Here is a 17,184-nt window from a genome sequence, read left to right on the forward strand (position 1 = left end):
GCGGGCCCGGGTTGTAGGTGGAATCGTTTGGTCAAGCCGCGCGGCGCAGCTGCCAGGCCGTGGACTCGGGGGAGTTGAGCGAGACGATCTGCTGCATGGGTACGGGGCTCACGGAGTTGCCGACCATGCGCACCTGGGCGGTCTTCGTCAGGGGCTTGCCGGAGGCGGTCCGGTCAATCACATAGCTTTCAGGGAAGTCCTGAGCGTTGTAGAGCTCGCGCGGCACCAGCATGCGCAGCGTGATGTCCACGATCACCCAGGGCTCGCCCTTGAGCCAGACCGTCACGAGCGCCAGGCGGTCGCGCGTGGTGATGGTGGTCATCGGGTCCCGCAGGTCCGCCCACTGGCCGCCGCTGGCGTGGTAGCGCATCAGGAAGGCTGCGCAGCGCAGGGCGCCGGCCTCCTGCTCGGGCGACAGGTGGTACTGGTCCAGGCCAAAGCGTGTCGCTCCGGCGAGGACTGTCTGTGCAGGGTCTCGCAGATCGCTGCCGATCGCGTTCTGACCGAGCGCCGTGAGGTGGGCGGCGATCAGCTGCTGCTGGCTGCCGCTGGTGGTCACGGTCGATACAGGTTCGCGCAGGTCGCGGGCCGGCGTGCTGTTGAACCCGCCGTTGGCCTGGACCATGAACGCGGATGCCAGGCTCTGGCCGCCGCCGCTGGCCGTCACGGTGCCCAGAGGACCTTTGATGTCGTTGGCGCCGTGGCTCCAGCGCTTGCCGCCGTCCTTGCCTTCACCGTGTCCGGCCTGCACCAGATAGGCCGAACTGACGGCGTGCTTGATGCCGCCGGCCACGGCCGTGCCCAGGGGTTGGGACAGATCCAGCACGCGCGGGGCCTTGCCCTTGGCTTCGCCGTATCCCATCTGGATCAGGGTGGGCGACACCAGGGCGCGGCAGCCGCCTTTCTCCGTGGCGATGGTGCTCATGGGCCGATTGAGCAGCTCGATCTTCCCGCCGTGGGCCATGTTGATGATGAACGGCTGGAGGGTATTCAGCACGAACTTGTCCAGGCCATGCGCGATTCGCCGCATGGTGGCCGGCGCCAGTTCCTTCTTGCGCCCGAAGATGCTTTGCCCGGGGATGCTCCAGTCGATGCACTCGGCTGCCTGGCGGAATGGCTTCTGCCCCGCCTTCGGATGCTTCCAGTGTGTCTGCGCTGGCCACACGATGGGCAGGCCGTCGCGGCGCGCGATCAGGTACAGCCGTGTGCGGGTGCTGCGCGAGCCCAGTGTTGCATTGCAGATCACCCGCCATTCCACCTTGTAGCCCAGGTCGCGCAGGGCCTGGATGAAGTGGCGCCAGTTGCGGCCCTTGTGCTTCGGGTCCGGCACCAGGAACTGATTGCGACGCGGCACCACCTCGCCGGGTTCGGCCACGCGGAAGGTGGCTTTCCCCGTGGCGGGGTCCGTGATGCGGTCCAGCGTGATGGCGCGGCCGGTGGCTGGATCGCGCTTCGCAATCAGCGGGGACCACTGCATCATCTGCTCGACGTTCTCCAGCGTGATGACATCGGGCTTGGTCTTGCCGGCCCAGCGGATGACGATCCATGCGAGCGACCGGATTTCCCCGTTGCGCGGCTGGCCGCCCAGGGCCTGGCTGTGGTGCGTGCAGTCCGGGGATGCGTGCAGCAGGCCCACCAGCTCACCCTTGGTCACGGCCAGCGGATCCACCTCGCGGATGTCGGCGCGGTAGTGGCGTGTCTGCGGGTGGTTGACTTCGTGCATGCCGATGGCGTCGGCATCGTGGTTGATGGCCGCGTCCACGGGCCGGCCGATGGCCTGCTCGATGCCGGTGGATGCGCCGCCGCCGCCGGCAAACAGGTCGATCACCAGCTTGGCCGCGAGGGGCAGGAGAAATTGAGGGGTTAGCATGCGGCTCCTTGAAATTTGGGCCAAAAAAAGCCGCACGCGGCAGGGCCGGGCGGCTTCGGAGTTAGAAAGGCCCGCGCTGGGCGGGCTGTGGTTGGATGAATGCAGGTTTCCTGGGCGCCTATGCGGCTGCGCTGCAGTCCTTCCATCGCCTCATGGGATGGGTCTGTTTTTATAGACAGTACTTGTGGCAGCGACTGTCGTATGCTGCTCTATCTACCTAAAAGGAGAAGCCATGTCACAGGTTCAATTTCATACGCTGGATCCTGAAGTGGCGCCTAAATTAACTGCTTGGCAGCGCAGCTATGGCGTCAGTGCGGATGGCGAATACTACGTGCCGGCGGCAGCTGCTGGTAGCGAAGATAAAGTGCTGATGGCAGCCAACTTTGATGGCGTATCAATTGCTTCCTTCAAAGGCCACCTATATGTGCCATTGTCTTGGGCGAAGAAGGAGTTCCGTTCCGCTCAGGAAGTTTGGTCAGCAATTGAGACCCACATGCGCGAATTCGGTGTCGTCTATGTGAAATAGGCAGCCCTGTTCTCATGCCTCTGGGGTCAGGTGGCGGGCGTCTCGTCCCAGGTGCGGCCTTCCAACTGGCGGCCGGCGGCCTTCTTGCCGATGCGTGCCAGCTGCTGGCCGTCAGGGAAGGCGTGCCACTTTGGGTGCGAGGTGAAGGGCGCGCGCGCCGGCACTGCCAGCAGCTTCAGGTCATGGTCATTGCCATGGGCCAGTTCGGCCAGCATGGGCACCACGTTCCCGATGCGCTTCGTGAGTAACAGCCAGTCGAGGTTCGGCGTCTGGTGGATCAGGGTGAACAGGTCCGCGCGCCACTGCGGGTCCACAGCTTTGTCGAACACGTCTGCCAGCGATGCGCAGGACACGCGCTGGCGGCGTCCATGATGCGCCATGAATGCATCAGCCTGCGCGTTCCAGCGGCGCGGCATGGCCCAGGTGGCAGGGCTGGTGCGACGGCGCGGCGCGCCTGGGCCCCAGTTCACGGCCTGGCCGCCGGCAAACCGCGCGTTGCGGGTCTCGGCATAGCAGTGGTCACAGCCCGGTCCCACCTTCTGGCAGCCTTCCCAGGGGTTGAACGTGTGGTCGGTCCATTCGATCTTGCTGTTCTCGGACATTGTGGGTTCCATGCAAAAAGCCCGAGAGGCGACTGCCAAACGGGCTATGCGAGGTTAGGATTCGCCGCTCATGAAAGGAGAGGGCGATGGATGTTTATCAATGGATGGATAGCTCTATTCAGGCGATGAAAGCAATGAAGGCAGTGCCTCCGCCGGCGGATGTGTGCTGGGCTTTTTGGTGCATGAATAGATCGGAGTGGGCTGCGTGGGCTCAAGCGGTTTTCAGTGTTTTGGCCATATGCGTGGCTATAGCCGTGCCACTTTTGCAGCACAATATCGCGGCAAGGCGAGAAAATGTGAATGCCCTTTTACTTGCGATGTCTGTAGATGAACAGTTGAAAGATCTTTGCAGAAAATTGAATCAGCTCGCGGAGGAAAGTGAAAATTGGATTCTGAAAATACCAGGATTCGATGACCCGATTAAAGTGATTCGCAACGTTCCAGGAATGGCATTTCCGAGCTTGGATGATCATGCCACCCTCTCGCCACTTGGTGTTAAATATCTTCAAAAAGCATTTGAAGCTGCAGCCCACGTTAAGCAGACTAGAGTATATGTAGATTCTTTTTTCTCGGAAAATAACCAGTCTACTGAGCGTGGAGTACAGGCGATGTGGAATGTTAGCGATTCAGCTGCTAAAGCTGGTAAGTTCTGTTCTATTGCACAGAAAGAACTTGAAGCGTTTCAGAGAAAGCATCGAGTGTTTAGGTGAGATATTCTTGTAACTACGGTTCTCAATTTATAGGTACTGAAGCAATCAGAGCCCAGGCAGGGCTCCGGCCGGATGCGTTTGGTCAAGTGGGCGTGATCAGAAATGGCACCCGATCCTTCCCGGCTATCCAGTTCGGTGGCTTGCCCCTTCCGGTCCAGGTGGCGCCCGTGGCAGGGTCGCGGTACTTCGGGGCGCCCACGGTGCCCTTCGCCTTCGATGGCGGGAAGACATCGGCAGCGGTCAGGCCGTGCTCTGCGATCAGCGCGCGGGCCTGGGCGACGGCTTGCGCCTTGGCCTCTGCCTGAGCAGCTGCGATCTGGGCGTCGAGTTCGGCCTTGCGGGCCAGCAGGTTGTGATATTCGGACATCGGGTTTCCTTTCGTGGCGCCGCGCGGGCGCCGTGGATGGTTCAGTGGATGGTTCAGGCCGGTTCGCCGGTCACGGCCGCCGCGAAGGCGTCTTCCGGTGTCTGGTTCACAGGGTGGTTCGGGTCGGTCGGCGGCTCGTCCTCGCCTTCCTCGCGCAGCTCCTGCTGGTCCTCGTTGTCCGGCTGGCTGGCGGGCGTGTCCGGCTTGCCGGCGCGGTAGCCCTTCTTGGCCTGCAGCAGCTCGGCCGGGGCCAGCAGCTTGATGTAGATCTCTCCCTCGGCTGCCAGGCCGGACAGCTCGCCGAAGAGGTCGTTGTCCAGCAACTCGTCGCCGTTGTACTGGACCTTGCCCTTGATGGTGACGCTGCCACCCTCGAACAGGTCGTAGTGCAGGCCGGTCAGCACTGCGTCCGAGAAGTCCACGCGCGCGCCTTCAATGCCCCAGTCCCAAATGAAACGGTAGCCGCGCCACCGCTGCTTGCGCGCGTATTCGAAGCTGGTGGGCAGCAGGGGGTGGCGTAGGTTCGGCAACGGGATAAGCACGCCCGGCAGTGCGACCTGACCGTCCTTTACCGCCTTGTTGAAGTAGTGGTGCTCACGCAGGCCGGGCTCCAGAAGGTCCAGCAGGATGTTCTCCCCCTTGAGGGTGAACGAGATGTCGATGGCGCGCACCTTTTCATCGCCGTGCAGCTCGCGCCGCGGGTTGGCGTTGGTGATGGTGACGGCCGTGGATTCGGCAAGTTCAAATGCCATGGGGATGGTCCTCGGTGGTGGTGGTGGAAACAGGGATGGGCTGGCCCAGGGCCTGGGCGGCGTACTCGCGGCCGAGCTTTTCGGCCTCCAGGGAGACGCGCAGGAATGCGCGGGCGACCTGCTCATGCGTGAAGTTGTCCGCGCCGATGGGCAGGCCCGTGATCAGGCCTGCCAGCCGAGCGGCGAACTCGGCGGCCGGGATGGTGGCGGCGGTCATGCCCCGGGCATCTCCGCGCGCAGGGCCTCGTACTTGGCGTTCAGGTTCTTCCGGTCTTCCTGGTCGGGCAGGTCGCCGATGAAGCTGGCTACCTCGTCCAGACGCTCCGGGGTCTTCGCCTTGAGCATCTGGTCCAGCAGCTCAGGAGCGGTGTAGCCGATGGCTGCTGGCGGGGCTGCGGCTGTTGCGTCTTCACCCGCCGGGGTGTCAATGATCTCGGTCGCGCCGCTGTCGATGATCGTGTGCGCATCGACTTCGATGTCGGCCAGGCTGCTGTCCCGGTCCTCGCGCTCCTGAGCGTCGATGTATTCGATGCTGACGGGCAGGTACTTGAAGAGCCGGCGCAGCACCGTCTTCTTCGCCATCTCATCGAAATTCGTGTGCCATGGCGAGTTCGGCTCGCGGCCGTATTTGCGCGCACTGGCTTCGGCCGCCTTCCAGCCCTGGGACTCGCGCATGATCCGCTCGATCTCGGCGCGGCCCATCAGCTCGAACTGGACGCCTCCGCCTTGGAGTTTGGCGACCGCATACACGGCGCGCAGGGCGCCCCGGTCATCGTCTTCCCAGGCGGGCTCGTGCTGCAGGTCCGGGTCCAGGCCGAACTTCACGGAGAACATGTCCCGCTCATACACGGCCCGAGACTCAATGCTGACGATCTGGCCGCTGCGGCGGGCCAGGTCGATCATGCCCTTGTAGCCGAGGATGAACTGGACCTCGGTCTTGCCGGAACGACGGTTGTCGAACGGCAGCAGGTAGGCATGCCCCAGGGCGCCGCCTGGCTCGATGCCGAGCTGCGCGCACTGCATGACGGCGCCCATGAACGAAGCCGGGTCGGCCTGCATCAGCTTGGGCACCTTGCGCAGCTCGGTCAGCGCCACGCGGGTGAAGCGTTCTGCATTTAGGTGCTTTGGCAGAGCCAGGGCGAACTGCTTTTTCATGCTGTCGCCGGTGATCAGGTCGGCCAGCGTCTGGGGCTTGGTGTTTCGGGTCACGCCGCCGGTCGCGGCGGCCTTGAGAGCTTGGGTGGACATGGCTTAAATCCCTGTGGTGTCGAAGTGCTTGAGGTTGAACACGCGCTTTTCCCATTTGCGCGTGAACTGGCGGGCGATCTTGGGATGGGCCTTCTTGAGCTCGGCCTCATCGATGTAGCTGCCGGTACGGACCTTCCATTCGCACGCGGCCTTTCCGTTGGGCATGAGAACCTGCGTATTCGTGCCCATGGCCTTGCGGATCTGGAACTCCAGGACCTCGGCTTCGGCCTCCCGGGCTTTGATCTCGGCGCGGATGAAGCGCATGCGCATCAGCCATTCGGACAACGCTGGGTCGGCTTGCAACGCGTCGGCCACGCCGTCCTCGGAGAAGAGGCGGTCGGTGTCGCGGATGCTGATGGGCTCAGGCGGCACGCCGGCTCGGACGTGATTGCCCCAGAAGTCAGCGCCACGGCTGCGCAGGGCCTGCACGGTCTCCTCGTCCCGGTCCACCGGATAGGCGCGCAGCTCGTCGGCGCCGAAGAGCGCGGCGAGAATGCCGTTCTTCCTGCCCGTGACGCCCAGGCCCCACATCACCTGGGCCGTGTAGTGCGTGGGCATGTGGTCCGTGTCGGACTCGCCCCATTCCTTCATCTTGAAGGGGTGCACGGTCTTCAACTCGACATTGGTGATCTCTTCGGCGCCGTCGAGCCGGACCTCGAAATCGATCTCGGCGGCCATGAAATCGTGCTGCGGGTCACGGTAGCGGTTGTTGCTTCCAACGATTTCAACCGAGTGACCATCAGCCTCCAGGCGTTCGACCAGCATCTCCGACACGACGCCTTCCCAGCGGATACCCCGCGTGAGCACCTGCTTGCGCTCACCCTCGGCCCTGGGCTTGATCTTGTCGAGGTACAGGTCCAGCGGGGTCTTCCAGGGGCTGATGCCCAGCACGGCGGCGATGTCGGAGCCGCCCAGGTACTTGGCCCGGTCATGTCCGGGCGCGATGGTTTGCAGTGCCATACAGGCCTCCAAATGAAAGCGGCGCTCAGAAGGCGCCGGAAGTGAGGGCGGCCAGGCCGAACGAGACGGTGCTCAGGCCGAGCCAGAGGAAGAGGTGGAGTAGGGCGTTCATTCGGGGTCCTGAGGTTCGCCGCGCATTTCCCTGACGAATTCCAGGTAGCGACTGCCGCCAGCGGGCCAGGCCCTATCCAGCTTTTGTGCGGCTTCTTCAAGCCATTCGAGAAGGAGCGGGACTTTCTCGGTGTCGGTGAGTTCGGCCAGATTGATCACGGGCGCTCCTTCAGGCAGATGTGCGAGCCGTCGTCTTGCCAGACGGGGGTGAGGCCTTGGCATGCCCGGGCCGCGGCGCGCGCAGTGCGCTGCTCCTGCGGCGTGGGCTGGGGCTGCTGCGCGCCGGCCTGGCTGCAGCCGGCCAGGGCCAGCAGTAGCAGCACGACCAGGGAGGCGAGGCCCAGAAGCAGCGAAGCCCGCTTGAGGGCGGGCTTCTTGCGGCGGGGCAATTGCTGCAGCTGGATGGGAGGGCGGGTATCAGGCAGCATTGATGCCCTCCGGGTAGCGGTTGGCGATGTGGGCCATGACGGCGGTGCGCAGCTGCAGGGCCGGCTGGCTGACCATCAGCGTGCCGAGCGCCGTTATGCTGTCGTGGTCCCCGTCAGCGATGGCCTCGGCCAGCATCTCGTCGAACGACATGGGCAGGCCGAAGGGGCCGGGCATGCGCTCGTGGAACCAGTCGGTGGGCGTCATGAAGGCCGCGGCGCGCTGCAGCTTCTGCATTGCGCGGGCCCTGTCTTCATCAGCCGCAGCGGCGCGGCGGTCCATCTCGTTCTCCCAGCGCTCCGCATCCGCGCAGGGGTTGGCGCTCATCAGCATGGCTGAATCTCCTGTGGTGGCGGCCGCTGCGGGCCGGGAATGAAAAAGGCCCGCGAGCTGAATAGCTGCGGGCCTTTGGTGGAAAGTGCCGATGCCTGAAAGGCGTGCCTGAGAATTAGAGAGGGAGGGAGGAGGAAACCCAGGCTCGGCGTGAAACTGTTGAACTCAGTATGGCCCGGACATGATCAGGAAAACATGTACGGGAGGTAAAAGATCGTTGGCATCAGTTGCAGAGTTGACGCTCGCAAGGGATGCCATCGTTGTCCCCGTCCATCTTCGTGTTGGGGCAGTTGCGCAAGAAGAATTTTGCCTCCTCGCAGGAGGTCATCTGCGAGCAGTGCGTGCGCCCGTCGCAGGTGTATTTGGGCGTGCTGGATGTGCTGCTGCCCACGTCGATGCTGCGAGGCCGTGGCTCCGTCAGCAGCAGGGTGGGCGATAGGCCGCCAGTCTTGGCTTGATATGCCGTGTACGCTTTCCAGGCCGCCACCGCGATCAGCACGTAAACAATGAGCCTCAGCATTGAATGCCCCTCTCTTGTTGTGATTGATATGTCGGGCATCGTATCGCAGTCGGAAATGAAGATGGCCGGCCGTATTCGCCCCGGCTTTCCCTCTACAACGGTTTGGCGGACTCTCAACGCTTGCGGGTGGGCAACTACCCGTCACGATTGGCCATCACAGATAGGGGCCGGTGCTGATCTCCGGCTTGGCGGCGTTACAAGGTACGGTTGCGACCCGTTTGTCCTATCCGCCCGAGGTTCCTTCTGTCGCATCAGCCTGCGCATTCCCTATCTGTGATGGCCCTGGCACTTGGCCGGGACGTTTTGATCCCGCTGTCAATCCGCTCAATCGGGATTGGCAGCGTCGCGCGCCAGCTCCACCAGCATGCGCAAATACTCGGTCTGCACGCGCATCTGGGCCAGCATCTCGGACAGCACCGGCTGCGCAGCTGGCTGCTCTGCAGCGAAGCCCTCGCCCAGGGTCTGGGCCAGGCGGTGGACGATCTCGGCGTTGAGGCTGCGGCCTGAGGCCTTTGCCAGACGCGCTATGGCTTCGTGGATAGGCGCTGGCACGCGAAACTGGGAGCGCACGGTGCCTTCGCTGTCCTCGCTGGCGTCTCCCTCCTCTCCGGCCAAAAGCCAGTCGGGCTCCACCGACAGTGCCGCCGCCAGCTTGTGCAGGATGTGCAGGCGGGGCTGGTTCTTGTCGGCCTCGTATCGCGAGACCTGCGCGGGCGCTATGCTGCTGATCGCGGCCAGGTCCGACTGGCTCAGCCCCTTTTCGATTCGAGCGCGGATCAGGCGCGCCCCGAAGGTGTTCGCCATGGCTTTCCTTTGTGGTGGTGGTTGAGAAACAAAAGAGGCCTCCCGAATCGAGAAGCCTCTTTTGTTTGCCCCGATGACGCTCGGGGCGGGCGTAGATCCGTAGTGCTGGTGGCGCTAGGGTAGAGCGTTTCTGTGCGATTGCTATGGGGGGCAAGCGCTCAGACGCTTGGCCAAGATATCGTTCAGCTCGCAGCCGATATCGACTTGCAGAACGTTTTGCCTACGGAATTCTTCCGACAGAACATTTTCAAGTGTCCGTGCTGGATAGGCGACACCGTCTGTTGAGAAGGCCGGCAGTTGAAAACCGTCTGGCACACCGTCGACACAAGAGACGGTGTAGCGCGCATCTACGATGGCGCGGTGTTTGGCAAGGTTGGTGAGGCGGTTGAGATACTTGAACTCTGGATGATCCTTGAGCTCTTGAACCAGCGCGTAAAGGTGGACTGCATCCGGCACATTGGCCAGCTTTTTCTCCACACGGTAGAGACTGATGTTCCGCTCTTCGAGACGTGTGTCCTCGTTCAACTCCAGCGCAAGTCCGAAGTAGATGACGTGAGCAAAGGTGTCCGCGAGGGCATGCATGCTCTGAATGCAGGCGACATAGTTGGCCAAGGCTTTCCTCTGGGCAACGTGATAAGCGTGCAAGGCTTCATCATCTTCAAAGCCCAGAATTAGGCTCACAATTTCCTGTGAATCCCGTTCCCCGAGGCCCGTCTGCATCTCCTTTTGCGCGGAGTCGTAGTGGTACTGGGCAAAGCCGGTCCGCCACTTCCATGACTGAAGTGATGGCGTCAGTTGACGGCTCAGGCGGTCTCCATACAAGGATCGGACGTGATCCTCCAGTTGCTTCGTGTCCCAGATCATTGGAATTCCTGGTTTGTGGTTTTCAATGCTTGGCGCGTCTGCATGCCGCTGGACTCTCGCAAAACTCAGCCCTGCGCGCAAGACTGAGGTTTGGGCTGCGGCGCATCCTTGGCTATCCAGTGCCCGGACCCCCGGGCGTGCACCGCTGCAGATCTATCCGGCTTCCAGAACCGTCCCTGCGTCTGCTGCGTTCTTTGCGGTCACGCAGCTCAACCTTCTCCCCTCTCGCACTCGGCCGTCTTTGGGGTCGACGGGGTCTTCGCGGTCAGCGGCTTGTGAGCCGTTGAGTTGCATTCTTCCCAAATGTGGGATGCAAGTCAACCCAAATTTGGGAAGTTGATGCAAATTTTTTCCCGTAACTGGGTATGGGGGGTGAGTCGGGGGCCTTGGGACAAAGAAATGCCCGCTGGTGCGGGCATTTGATCCAGGCTTGGCCGAATGGCTGCGGTGGAATTTACGAGGTGTCGTCCTTTTTGGAGGCTTCCCACTCCTGATAGACATCGATCGCCTTCGCTTCAATCATGCCTTTCCGGCGGTCTGGCAGCGCGGAGAATTGCTGCGGCGTCAAGTCCTCGAATGGCCACGGCGAGGCGCCTACCCCGTGCAGCGGATCAAGCTCCTCAGAGAGCAATGCCCATATAGGCAATTGGAAGGCACGCGCAATTCCCGCCAAGTGATCGACGCCCGTGTTGGCCTCGGCCTTGGTCATCCTCTCGACTACTCCCTTAGATACGCCAGAGGCAGCAGACAGTCGCACGATCGTTCCCAGCCGAGGGTTGGCCTGCATCAGCGCGCGCACGTTTTTGGCAAGGATGTGCCTTGGTTCCGAACTCATCCCACAAGTTTGCCGAAGTCGGAATCCCAGACATGGGATTGACTTCGTCCCAAATTTGGGATTATCCTCGGCAGCCATGGAACCCATCATCTCTTTCCTCAAGCGTCGTCTTCGCGAGGCGGGCGCCGCGCGCTGGGAGTTGATTGCGGCGGATGCCGGCGTAGCGAAAACGCTGCCCCGGAAGATCGCTTGCAACGACCGAGACAACCCCGGCGTGCAGACCATCCAGCCTCTTCTGGACTACTTCCGCCTCGTTGACCTCGGCGAACGGAAACTTCCCGAACTGCCATCTGCAGCCCCGGCCCCAGCTCCCGCCCAGGAGCCCGGCCATGCTTAAGCCCAACATGCCCCGTCGTTTCGGGCGTCTGCCGTGGCAGGCAAAGCTGAGGATGAAGCGAATGGACCGAGTCTGGGATGCCAAGACGGCTGAGTGGCGCGCAGCTGAGGTTCGTTGGGCGGCGGAAAAGGCAGCTGCTGATGCTGCCTGTGCTGCCCACGAAGCGGTTCATGCGGCATTGCAGAGCGCGAGCTACACAGCTCCGGAATCTCTGCCGCCGCGCGCCATCTCCATCACCGACTTCGACGACCGCATCGTCATCAAGGTGGGCTTCTCCGAGCTGCGCCTGACCCCTGAAGAGGCCGCGCGCCTGTTCGCCATGGGGCGCGACTTCGGCGGCAAGCCGCAGTAGAACGGAGGTGCCTGATGCCTACAGCTCCAGGTACGGGCCGCGCTCTTCGCGTGGCGACTTCCGGCTCTCGTAGCGGAAGCGCAGCCCCTCTGATCCGTAGTGCACGTCCGTCCACAGGTAGCCAATGGCGACCAGGACGTAGCAAGCCTGAATGGCAATTCCTGTCGCGGTGGGCTTCATGAAGAACAACAGCACCACCAATGCCGAAGCCAGGGAAAGCACCCGGCTCCAAGCCCGAATGAAGGCTGCGCGCACGAAGCGCTTGCGCCGGTACGCGGCTGACATCTTGTTGGCTGGCCACCTGGTGATTGCCTTCATGTTGGGCGCATGGGGAGCAGTTGACGAAGCGCTGATCGTACTGACTGCGCTGCCCGCCTCCCTGATCGCCCATGCCTGGGCATACCGCCCGCTGGCCAAGCCCTGAGGTGCTGCCCATGTCTCAACCGACACCTCCAGCCCGCCGCCGCGCCAGCCCATACAGCAACGCATCCAGCTCCCTGCGGCTGACGTCCCATTCGTCGTCCAGGGCCTCGTCCTCCACGACCACCACAGCCACCAGGACAAAGACATGAACCAGAACAACCCCATGCCGCAGTTCGCGCGCAGTCGCAACCCTGAACTGGACCGCACTGATCTGCGCGCCACGGTCCGCAAATTCACCATGGACGTCATCGATGCCGAGGTGAACTACCGCATCCGCCACACCGACGCGGGCGCGAGCCGGAACATGGTCATCAACGAGATCCTGGAGGCGTGGGCTTCTGAGCAATGGCATAGGGCAACTATGACCGTAGCCCTGGCGCCAATCAATCCGTTGCTGCAGGAATCGGAGCAGGGCGGGGAGGGCGGCAATGTCTGAAGTCGTCAGCCTCGACCGCATCAAGGCCCTGGCGGCTGCCGCGCGCGCCGCTGGCCAGCCCATCGAACAGGCATGCCCTTGGCCGGCCACCACGCCCGCTGGCCAGGCCTTCGCCCGCGCCTATGAGGGCCAGGAGCTGGCATGAACATCCAGATCCGTTTCGCCGGTGTCGATGGCCAGCCGCCCCAGCCCATGCTGGTGGTGGACTTCGCGGCCACGCCGGTTTCCATGCCACTCGCAGATCAGGAGCTGGAGCTGCGCATCCAGGCCCAGGCCTTGTTGATGAGCGCCGACATGCTGGCGTTCGAGCGCACCAAGAACCTGATGTACCGCCGTTGTGCCGACCAGGGCAAGAAGGCCATGTATGCGCTGATCGGCCGCCGCTCGCCTGAGCGTCAGACCGAAATGGCGCGTGCGCTGGGAGGTGCTCCCAATGCGTGACTACTCGAAGGTCGGCCCGCAGTTCTGGACCGGCAAGACCGGCAAGGAAATCCGCAAGAAGGGCACCGAGGCCACGCTGGTCGCGCTGTACCTGATGACCTCGCCGCACTCCAACATGCTGGGTCTGTATTTCCAGCCACTGATGTACATGGCCTACGAAACCGGGTTGGGCATCGAAGGGGCTTCGAAGGGGCTTCAAGACTGCACTGATGTCGGATTTTGCTCATACGACGACGAGTCGGAGATGGTCTGGGTGCACGAGATGGCAGCCTTCCAGATCGCTGACGAACTCAAGGAGAGCGACAAGCGCACAGCCGGCGTCCAGAAGGATTACGACACCCTTCAGGACAATCCTTTTCTGGCCTCGTTCTTCGACCGCTACCAGTCCTCTTTCCATCTCAAAAACAAGAGGGGCATAGAAGCCCCTTCGAAGCCCCATCGAAGCCAGGAACAGGAACAGGAACAGGAACAGGAACAGGAAAAGAAAGAGCCTTACGGCTCTGTCGGCAGCGCCGACGACCAGCCCGGCGAAATCGCACCTGGCAAGCCAGGACTGCCCAACTGCCCGGTTCAGGACCTGGTTGACCTGTACCACGAAGTCCTGCCGGAACTGCCGAAGGTTCGCCTGCTCAACGATGGCCGCCGCAAGGCCGTGGGCAAGCTCTGGCGCTTCGTCCTGACGAGCAAGAAATCCGACGGCACGCCCCGTGCTGAAACCGCCGAGCAGGCCACGGCCTGGATCCGCGACTACTTCGGCCGTGCCCGCGACAACGACTTCCTCATGGGCCGCGGCTACCGCAGCCCCGAGCACGCCGGCTGGCAGTGCGATCTGGACTTCCTGCTGACCGACAAGGGCATGAAGCACGTCATCGAAAAAACAAGGACCGCAGCATGAACGCCCGCTCCATGCCCCCCCTGGACGATGATTTCGACGGCGCCGCAATGCCGCTGGCCAGCTTCGAGGCTGAGCACGCCGTGCTGGGCTCCCTGCTGATGAGCAGCGGCCTGTACGACGTGGTGGGCGACATCCTGCAGCCTGCGGACTTCGCCGACGAGACCCACGGCGCGATCTACGGCGCGATCTCCTCGCTGGCTGTGGCCGCCAAGGCTGTGGACCCGCTGACCGTGTACGAGCAGCTGCGCTGCGCGGTGGAGCTGACCTACCTGAACGACCTGGCACAGGCCGGCTCCGTCTCCGGCTCGTCTGCCCGCCGGTACGCCGAGATCGTCCGGGAGCGTGCGCTGAGCCGCCAGCTGCTGGGCGTGGTGGACAAGGCCCGCAACCTGGCGCGCGACCACGCACTGCCCATTGGCGACCGCATCGAGCAGGTTTCGGCGCAGCTGGCCGGCCTGGCCTCCGATGGCCCGGGCGACGAATGGATCGGTGCAGACGCGGGCGTCGTGTCGTTCCTTGAGGACCTGGACCAGCGCAGCGTCGGCATCGAAGAGCCTTTCCTGCCCACAGGCCTGCGCGACCTGGACCGCATCCTCGACGGCGGCACGCGGCCGGGCGACCTGGTTGTCATCGGTGCGCGCCCCTCCATGGGCAAGACCGCGCTGGCCTTGGCCATCGGCGAGCACGCCGCCAAGCTGGGCCAGACCGTCGCCATGTTCTCGCTGGAGATGTCGTGCGCAGCGCTGTACGAGCGCCGCATCGCAATGGAGTCCGAGGTGTCGATGAGCATCATCCGGCAGCCCAAGGGCCGCATGACCGACAGCGACTACGCGGCCGTGTGCAGGGCAGGGGAGTGCATCCGCCAGCGCCCGTTCTACGTGAACGACCGCACCGGCCTGAACATCAACACGCTGCGCACCAAGGCCCGCGCCCTGAAGCGCCGGCACGGCCTGCGCCTGCTGATCGTGGACTACCTGGGCCTGATGGAGGGCACGAACCCCAAGGACACGCGCACCGCGCAGCTGGGCGAGGTCACGCGCAACCTGAAGAAGCTGGCCAAGGAGCTCGGCATCACCGTGCTGCTGTTGGTCCAGCTGAACCGCGAGGTCGAAAAGCGCGTGGACCAGATGCCCATGATGTCCGACCTGCGCGACTGTGGCGAGATCGAGCAGGACGCCGACATCATCCTCTTCCCCCACCGCCCCATCCACCTCAAGCCCAGCCTGGGCGATGCCTGGCGGTACTACGCCAGCCTGCGCGTGGCCAAGCAGCGCGGCGGCGCCACGGGCGATCTGAACCTCCGGTATGTGGGCCACCTGGTCCGCTTCGAGAACTGGAACGGCGACAAGCCGAGCACCACCCCTGGCCGTTCGGCCGACTTCGAGTGAAAGCCCCATCCATGACCATCATCATCGGAATCGACCCAGGCCTGACCGGCGCCTGTGCAGTGCTGGACCACCAGGGCGTGCGCGCCGTGTTCGACCTGCCCACCATGCCCGTGCCCGGCGCCGGCCCCAAGGCGCTGGTGAAGCGCAAGATCGACAGCCGCGCGCTGTGCAGCCTGCTGCTCAAGCACTGCCCGGCCGACGCGGCCCGGCCCCAGGTGATCCTGGAGCAGGTCAACACCATGGGCGGCGCCAACAACGCCGTGCAGACGCAGGGCAGCCTGATGCGCAGCCTGGGCGCCATCGAGACGGTGCTGGAGTGCCTGCGCTTCCCCGTGGAGTACGTGGCACCCCAGCGCTGGAAGCGCCGCTACGGCCTGGGCAGCGAGAAGGGCAAGGCTCTCGAGACTGCCCGCAAGCTGTACCCGGACGCCGCCGCCGAGCTGAAGCGCCAGAAGGACCACAACCGCGCTGAGGCCGTGCTGCTGGCACACTGGGGGAAGGAAGGCTTGGCATGAGCTCGCTCGCCCGCCGCCCCTTCGGGCGCCGACCAGCTGCCGCGCCAGCGCAGGACCGCGACGAGCGCTTGGCCCAGCGTGCGGCCCGCGCCCTGGCCAGCGCCCGCGCCACAGCAGGTATGTCGTGCGCCAGCACCGTGGCCATGGGCTCGGCCACCGGCCAGGCCCAGCCCAAAGCCGAGATCCTGACCTGCGAGGCCTACCGCCGCGCCGTGGCCAGCCTGCCGTGCATTTCCTGCGGCATCCACGGCTACAGCCATCACGCCCACCTCAACCTCGGAAAGGGCTTCGCGCTCAAGACCGACGACCGCACCGGCTTCCCGCTGTGCTGCGCGCGCCCGGGCATCGAGGGATGCCACGTCGCATATGACCAATACCGCCTTGTTGACGGCGGCCGCGAAGCTCATCGGGACTACGGCCTCGAATGGGGCCGCATCACCCGCCACACCATCCAACAGCGCGGCCTCTGGCCCGCGCACCTGCCTTTCTGGAAAGAAGCCCCATGAGCGAACACCTCACCATCCTGCTCAAGGACACCGAGCAGGCCCACGTGGCTGTGACCAGCGCGTGGCGGCGCGCCAAGGGCTGGCTGGCCGACGGCAAGCGCCTGGTGCTGGAGATCCGCCCAGAGCGCCGGCAGGAGCGCCACAGCCGCCACTTCCACAGCCTCATCAACCAGATCAGCGCCCAGGTGGGCGGCGACCTGGCCGACACCGACGACGCCAAACGCATCCTGATCAGCGCGTTCCGCCTGGACACCCTGCGCGACGCCCAGTTCTGCGACGAGTGGGCCCGCTTCGGCGAGGCACGCATGGGCCGCGGCCTGCGCGGCGAGGTCGTGGTACTGGGAACGCAGACGAAGAACTTCACCGACAAGCTGGCCAAGGGCTTCGTGGAGTGGCTGTACGCCTTCGGCACCGAGGCTGGTGTCACCTTCAAGCCCTGGGAGGACCGTCCATGAAGCACATCCCGAACAACCAGCGCCGCGTGCACGACGTGGTGCCGAAGTTCTGGCGCGCCAAGCTGGCCCCGTCCACGAAGCTGAGCGCGAAGGTCGCCCATCACGATCTGGTGCAGCGGCTGGAGACCGGGACGGCCACCGTGGCGGATTTGTGGGATTGGATCGAGACCGGCTTCACCTATTCGCAGATGTTCAGGCTGCTCTGGGAGGACGGCGAGCCCCTGACGGAAGAGGCCGAGGCCGCCATCGCCGCCCAGCTAAACACCTACCCGGCCGTGTGCGCGCGCCTGCGGGCCAAGAAGCGCGTGGGCCTGTCCGGGCCAGAGCTGCAGATCGCGCGCCAGGCCGCCCAGGTCTTCGATGGCCTCATCGACCTGGACCGCAACGGCATCGCCGTGGCCGCTGTCCAGTGGTCCGATCAGCAGATGCGCCAGATCAGGGGAGCCTTGCACATGCCCTGAAAAAAGGAAAGCCCGCGCGAGGCGGGCGATCCCGGTCCTGTGACCTG

General features: G+C 64.0%; 27 protein-coding genes and 1 pseudogene. 14 read left to right on the plus strand and 14 right to left on the minus strand.

The genetic code is table 11. The features are described from left to right. Positions 1 to 31: 31 nt before the first annotated feature. Positions 32 to 1,870 (minus strand): DNA cytosine methyltransferase, encoded by a 1,839-nt coding sequence (locus tag HFGMBDPB_RS12095; protein ID WP_212645443.1) that lies wholly within the window; start codon positions 1,868 to 1,870, stop codon positions 32 to 34. 232 nt (positions 1,871 to 2,102) lie between these two features. Between HFGMBDPB_RS12095 and HFGMBDPB_RS12100 the strand changes: the two genes are divergently transcribed. Continuing rightward, positions 2,103 to 2,396, plus strand: coding sequence for a hypothetical protein (locus tag HFGMBDPB_RS12100; RefSeq protein WP_212645444.1), 294 nt, complete (start codon positions 2,103 to 2,105; stop codon positions 2,394 to 2,396). A gap of 203 nt (positions 2,397 to 2,599) precedes the next feature. Here HFGMBDPB_RS12100 and HFGMBDPB_RS12105 read toward each other — a convergent pair. Further along, positions 2,600 to 2,998: pseudogene (locus tag HFGMBDPB_RS12105) on the minus strand (DUF5131 family protein); the annotation flags it as partial. Positions 2,999 to 3,084: 86 nt separating this feature from the next. On the opposite strand from HFGMBDPB_RS12105, the gene HFGMBDPB_RS12110 reads away from it, so the two are divergent. Continuing rightward, positions 3,085 to 3,708, plus strand: a complete 624-nt coding sequence (locus HFGMBDPB_RS12110; RefSeq protein WP_212645446.1) for a hypothetical protein — start codon at positions 3,085 to 3,087, stop codon at positions 3,706 to 3,708. Between the two features lie 82 nt (positions 3,709 to 3,790). Here the strand turns inward: HFGMBDPB_RS12110 and HFGMBDPB_RS12115 are convergent, their stop codons facing one another. From HFGMBDPB_RS12115 to HFGMBDPB_RS12170, 12 genes are all read right to left on the minus strand, one after another. Then, positions 3,791 to 4,075 (minus strand): H-NS histone family protein, encoded by a 285-nt coding sequence (locus tag HFGMBDPB_RS12115; protein ID WP_212645447.1) that lies wholly within the window; start codon positions 4,073 to 4,075, stop codon positions 3,791 to 3,793. A gap of 53 nt (positions 4,076 to 4,128) precedes the next feature. Further along, positions 4,129 to 4,827 (minus strand): hypothetical protein, encoded by a 699-nt coding sequence (locus HFGMBDPB_RS12120; protein ID WP_212645448.1) that lies wholly within the window; start codon positions 4,825 to 4,827, stop codon positions 4,129 to 4,131. Beyond that, positions 4,817 to 5,044 (minus strand): hypothetical protein, encoded by a 228-nt coding sequence (locus HFGMBDPB_RS12125; protein WP_212645449.1) that lies wholly within the window; start codon positions 5,042 to 5,044, stop codon positions 4,817 to 4,819. The genes HFGMBDPB_RS12120 and HFGMBDPB_RS12125 overlap by 11 nt, the downstream gene beginning before the upstream one ends. Beyond that, positions 5,041 to 6,075: a recombination protein RecT gene (recT, locus tag HFGMBDPB_RS12130; RefSeq protein WP_047471952.1), complete on the minus strand. Its 1,035-nt coding sequence runs from the start codon at positions 6,073 to 6,075 to the stop codon at positions 5,041 to 5,043. Before recT ends, HFGMBDPB_RS12125 begins: the two co-directional genes overlap by 4 nt. Positions 6,076 to 6,078: 3 nt before the next feature. Further along, positions 6,079 to 7,035 carry a YqaJ viral recombinase family nuclease gene (locus tag HFGMBDPB_RS12135; protein ID WP_212645450.1) on the minus strand — a complete coding sequence of 319 codons (957 nt, stop codon included), beginning with the start codon at positions 7,033 to 7,035 and terminating at the stop codon, positions 6,079 to 6,081. A 108-nt stretch (positions 7,036 to 7,143) separates the two neighbouring features. After that, a complete protein-coding gene (locus tag HFGMBDPB_RS12140; protein ID WP_212645451.1) occupies positions 7,144 to 7,305 on the minus strand; it encodes a hypothetical protein in 162 nt (53 codons plus the stop codon). Next, positions 7,302 to 7,574: a hypothetical protein gene (locus HFGMBDPB_RS12145; protein ID WP_212645452.1), complete on the minus strand. Its 273-nt coding sequence runs from the start codon at positions 7,572 to 7,574 to the stop codon at positions 7,302 to 7,304. The genes HFGMBDPB_RS12140 and HFGMBDPB_RS12145 overlap by 4 nt, the downstream gene beginning before the upstream one ends. Beyond that, a complete protein-coding gene (locus HFGMBDPB_RS12150; RefSeq protein WP_212645453.1) occupies positions 7,564 to 7,905 on the minus strand; it encodes a hypothetical protein in 342 nt (113 codons plus the stop codon). Before HFGMBDPB_RS12150 ends, HFGMBDPB_RS12145 begins: the two co-directional genes overlap by 11 nt. Positions 7,906 to 8,128: 223 nt before the next feature. Further along, entirely contained in the window at positions 8,129 to 8,425 is a 297-nt protein-coding gene (locus tag HFGMBDPB_RS12155; protein ID WP_212645454.1) for an excalibur calcium-binding domain-containing protein, read from the minus strand. Between the two features lie 324 nt (positions 8,426 to 8,749). Next, positions 8,750 to 9,229, minus strand: coding sequence for a helix-turn-helix domain-containing protein (locus tag HFGMBDPB_RS12160; RefSeq protein WP_212645455.1), 480 nt, complete (start codon positions 9,227 to 9,229; stop codon positions 8,750 to 8,752). A 141-nt stretch (positions 9,230 to 9,370) separates the two neighbouring features. After that, on the minus strand, positions 9,371 to 10,093 hold the full coding sequence (locus HFGMBDPB_RS12165; RefSeq protein ID WP_212645456.1) for a hypothetical protein: 723 nt from the start codon (positions 10,091 to 10,093) through the stop codon (positions 9,371 to 9,373). Positions 10,094 to 10,547: 454 nt separating this feature from the next. Next, complete coding sequence (locus HFGMBDPB_RS12170) at positions 10,548 to 10,928, minus strand: hypothetical protein (RefSeq protein WP_212645457.1); 381 nt, start codon at positions 10,926 to 10,928, stop codon at positions 10,548 to 10,550. A gap of 76 nt (positions 10,929 to 11,004) precedes the next feature. Between HFGMBDPB_RS12170 and HFGMBDPB_RS12175 the strand changes: the two genes are divergently transcribed. The 12 genes from HFGMBDPB_RS12175 to HFGMBDPB_RS12230 all read left to right on the plus strand — a co-directional run bounded on the left by HFGMBDPB_RS12175 (position 11,005) and on the right by HFGMBDPB_RS12230 (position 17,137). Next, entirely contained in the window at positions 11,005 to 11,265 is a 261-nt protein-coding gene (locus HFGMBDPB_RS12175) for a hypothetical protein (RefSeq protein WP_212645458.1), read from the plus strand. Beyond that, the gene (locus tag HFGMBDPB_RS12180; protein ID WP_212645459.1) at positions 11,258 to 11,617 is read left to right on the plus strand and encodes a hypothetical protein; all 360 of its coding nucleotides are present in this window, start codon (positions 11,258 to 11,260) and stop codon (positions 11,615 to 11,617) included. The genes HFGMBDPB_RS12175 and HFGMBDPB_RS12180 overlap by 8 nt, the downstream gene beginning before the upstream one ends. A gap of 151 nt (positions 11,618 to 11,768) precedes the next feature. Further along, positions 11,769 to 12,041 carry a hypothetical protein gene (locus HFGMBDPB_RS12185; RefSeq protein WP_212645460.1) on the plus strand — a complete coding sequence of 91 codons (273 nt, stop codon included), beginning with the start codon at positions 11,769 to 11,771 and terminating at the stop codon, positions 12,039 to 12,041. A gap of 144 nt (positions 12,042 to 12,185) precedes the next feature. After that, complete coding sequence (locus tag HFGMBDPB_RS12190) at positions 12,186 to 12,476, plus strand: hypothetical protein (RefSeq protein WP_212645461.1); 291 nt, start codon at positions 12,186 to 12,188, stop codon at positions 12,474 to 12,476. Beyond that, a complete protein-coding gene (locus HFGMBDPB_RS12195; protein WP_212645462.1) occupies positions 12,469 to 12,621 on the plus strand; it encodes a hypothetical protein in 153 nt (50 codons plus the stop codon). Before HFGMBDPB_RS12190 ends, HFGMBDPB_RS12195 begins: the two co-directional genes overlap by 8 nt. Further along, on the plus strand, positions 12,618 to 12,917 hold the full coding sequence (locus HFGMBDPB_RS12200; RefSeq protein WP_212645463.1) for a hypothetical protein: 300 nt from the start codon (positions 12,618 to 12,620) through the stop codon (positions 12,915 to 12,917). Before HFGMBDPB_RS12195 ends, HFGMBDPB_RS12200 begins: the two co-directional genes overlap by 4 nt. Beyond that, on the plus strand, positions 12,910 to 13,812 hold the full coding sequence (locus HFGMBDPB_RS12205) for a hypothetical protein (protein ID WP_212645464.1): 903 nt from the start codon (positions 12,910 to 12,912) through the stop codon (positions 13,810 to 13,812). The genes HFGMBDPB_RS12200 and HFGMBDPB_RS12205 overlap by 8 nt, the downstream gene beginning before the upstream one ends. Continuing rightward, entirely contained in the window at positions 13,809 to 15,200 is a 1,392-nt protein-coding gene (locus HFGMBDPB_RS12210) for a replicative DNA helicase (protein WP_212645465.1), read from the plus strand. Before HFGMBDPB_RS12205 ends, HFGMBDPB_RS12210 begins: the two co-directional genes overlap by 4 nt. Positions 15,201 to 15,211: 11 nt before the next feature. Then, entirely contained in the window at positions 15,212 to 15,715 is a 504-nt protein-coding gene (locus tag HFGMBDPB_RS12215) for a RuvC family protein (protein ID WP_212645466.1), read from the plus strand. Continuing rightward, complete coding sequence (locus HFGMBDPB_RS12220) at positions 15,712 to 16,221, plus strand: hypothetical protein (RefSeq protein ID WP_212645467.1); 510 nt, start codon at positions 15,712 to 15,714, stop codon at positions 16,219 to 16,221. Before HFGMBDPB_RS12215 ends, HFGMBDPB_RS12220 begins: the two co-directional genes overlap by 4 nt. After that, positions 16,218 to 16,676: a recombination protein NinB gene (locus HFGMBDPB_RS12225; protein WP_212645468.1), complete on the plus strand. Its 459-nt coding sequence runs from the start codon at positions 16,218 to 16,220 to the stop codon at positions 16,674 to 16,676. The genes HFGMBDPB_RS12220 and HFGMBDPB_RS12225 overlap by 4 nt, the downstream gene beginning before the upstream one ends. Further along, complete coding sequence (locus HFGMBDPB_RS12230; protein ID WP_212645469.1) at positions 16,673 to 17,137, plus strand: hypothetical protein; 465 nt, start codon at positions 16,673 to 16,675, stop codon at positions 17,135 to 17,137. Before HFGMBDPB_RS12225 ends, HFGMBDPB_RS12230 begins: the two co-directional genes overlap by 4 nt. Positions 17,138 to 17,184 lie beyond the last annotated feature (47 nt).

This window comes from Delftia sp. PE138 (assembly GCF_018320755.1).
Taxonomy (GTDB): domain Bacteria; phylum Pseudomonadota; class Gammaproteobacteria; order Burkholderiales; family Burkholderiaceae_C; genus Comamonas; species Comamonas tsuruhatensis.

Coding starts and splice junctions, on each gene's coding strand:
- HFGMBDPB_RS12095 (WP_212645443.1), bottom strand. CDS start 1,870: ATGCTAACCCCTCAATTTCTCCTGCCCCTCGCGGCCAAGCTGGTGATC.
- HFGMBDPB_RS12100 (WP_212645444.1), top strand. CDS start 2,103: ATGTCACAGGTTCAATTTCATACGCTGGATCCTGAAGTGGCGCCTAAA.
- HFGMBDPB_RS12110 (WP_212645446.1), top strand. CDS start 3,085: ATGGATGTTTATCAATGGATGGATAGCTCTATTCAGGCGATGAAAGCA.
- HFGMBDPB_RS12115 (WP_212645447.1), bottom strand. CDS start 4,075: ATGTCCGAATATCACAACCTGCTGGCCCGCAAGGCCGAACTCGACGCC.
- HFGMBDPB_RS12120 (WP_212645448.1), bottom strand. CDS start 4,827: ATGGCATTTGAACTTGCCGAATCCACGGCCGTCACCATCACCAACGCC.
- HFGMBDPB_RS12125 (WP_212645449.1), bottom strand. CDS start 5,044: ATGACCGCCGCCACCATCCCGGCCGCCGAGTTCGCCGCTCGGCTGGCA.
- recT (WP_047471952.1), bottom strand. CDS start 6,075: ATGTCCACCCAAGCTCTCAAGGCCGCCGCGACCGGCGGCGTGACCCGA.
- HFGMBDPB_RS12135 (WP_212645450.1), bottom strand. CDS start 7,035: ATGGCACTGCAAACCATCGCGCCCGGACATGACCGGGCCAAGTACCTG.
- HFGMBDPB_RS12145 (WP_212645452.1), bottom strand. CDS start 7,574: ATGCTGCCTGATACCCGCCCTCCCATCCAGCTGCAGCAATTGCCCCGC.
- HFGMBDPB_RS12150 (WP_212645453.1), bottom strand. CDS start 7,905: ATGCTGATGAGCGCCAACCCCTGCGCGGATGCGGAGCGCTGGGAGAAC.
- HFGMBDPB_RS12155 (WP_212645454.1), bottom strand. CDS start 8,425: ATGCTGAGGCTCATTGTTTACGTGCTGATCGCGGTGGCGGCCTGGAAA.
- HFGMBDPB_RS12160 (WP_212645455.1), bottom strand. CDS start 9,229: ATGGCGAACACCTTCGGGGCGCGCCTGATCCGCGCTCGAATCGAAAAG.
- HFGMBDPB_RS12165 (WP_212645456.1), bottom strand. CDS start 10,093: ATGATCTGGGACACGAAGCAACTGGAGGATCACGTCCGATCCTTGTAT.
- HFGMBDPB_RS12170 (WP_212645457.1), bottom strand. CDS start 10,928: ATGAGTTCGGAACCAAGGCACATCCTTGCCAAAAACGTGCGCGCGCTG.
- HFGMBDPB_RS12175 (WP_212645458.1), top strand. CDS start 11,005: ATGGAACCCATCATCTCTTTCCTCAAGCGTCGTCTTCGCGAGGCGGGC.
- HFGMBDPB_RS12180 (WP_212645459.1), top strand. CDS start 11,258: ATGCTTAAGCCCAACATGCCCCGTCGTTTCGGGCGTCTGCCGTGGCAG.
- HFGMBDPB_RS12185 (WP_212645460.1), top strand. CDS start 11,769: ATGGCAATTCCTGTCGCGGTGGGCTTCATGAAGAACAACAGCACCACC.
- HFGMBDPB_RS12190 (WP_212645461.1), top strand. CDS start 12,186: ATGAACCAGAACAACCCCATGCCGCAGTTCGCGCGCAGTCGCAACCCT.
- HFGMBDPB_RS12195 (WP_212645462.1), top strand. CDS start 12,469: ATGTCTGAAGTCGTCAGCCTCGACCGCATCAAGGCCCTGGCGGCTGCC.
- HFGMBDPB_RS12200 (WP_212645463.1), top strand. CDS start 12,618: ATGAACATCCAGATCCGTTTCGCCGGTGTCGATGGCCAGCCGCCCCAG.
- HFGMBDPB_RS12205 (WP_212645464.1), top strand. CDS start 12,910: ATGCGTGACTACTCGAAGGTCGGCCCGCAGTTCTGGACCGGCAAGACC.
- HFGMBDPB_RS12210 (WP_212645465.1), top strand. CDS start 13,809: ATGAACGCCCGCTCCATGCCCCCCCTGGACGATGATTTCGACGGCGCC.
- HFGMBDPB_RS12215 (WP_212645466.1), top strand. CDS start 15,212: ATGACCATCATCATCGGAATCGACCCAGGCCTGACCGGCGCCTGTGCA.
- HFGMBDPB_RS12220 (WP_212645467.1), top strand. CDS start 15,712: ATGAGCTCGCTCGCCCGCCGCCCCTTCGGGCGCCGACCAGCTGCCGCG.
- HFGMBDPB_RS12225 (WP_212645468.1), top strand. CDS start 16,218: ATGAGCGAACACCTCACCATCCTGCTCAAGGACACCGAGCAGGCCCAC.
- HFGMBDPB_RS12230 (WP_212645469.1), top strand. CDS start 16,673: ATGAAGCACATCCCGAACAACCAGCGCCGCGTGCACGACGTGGTGCCG.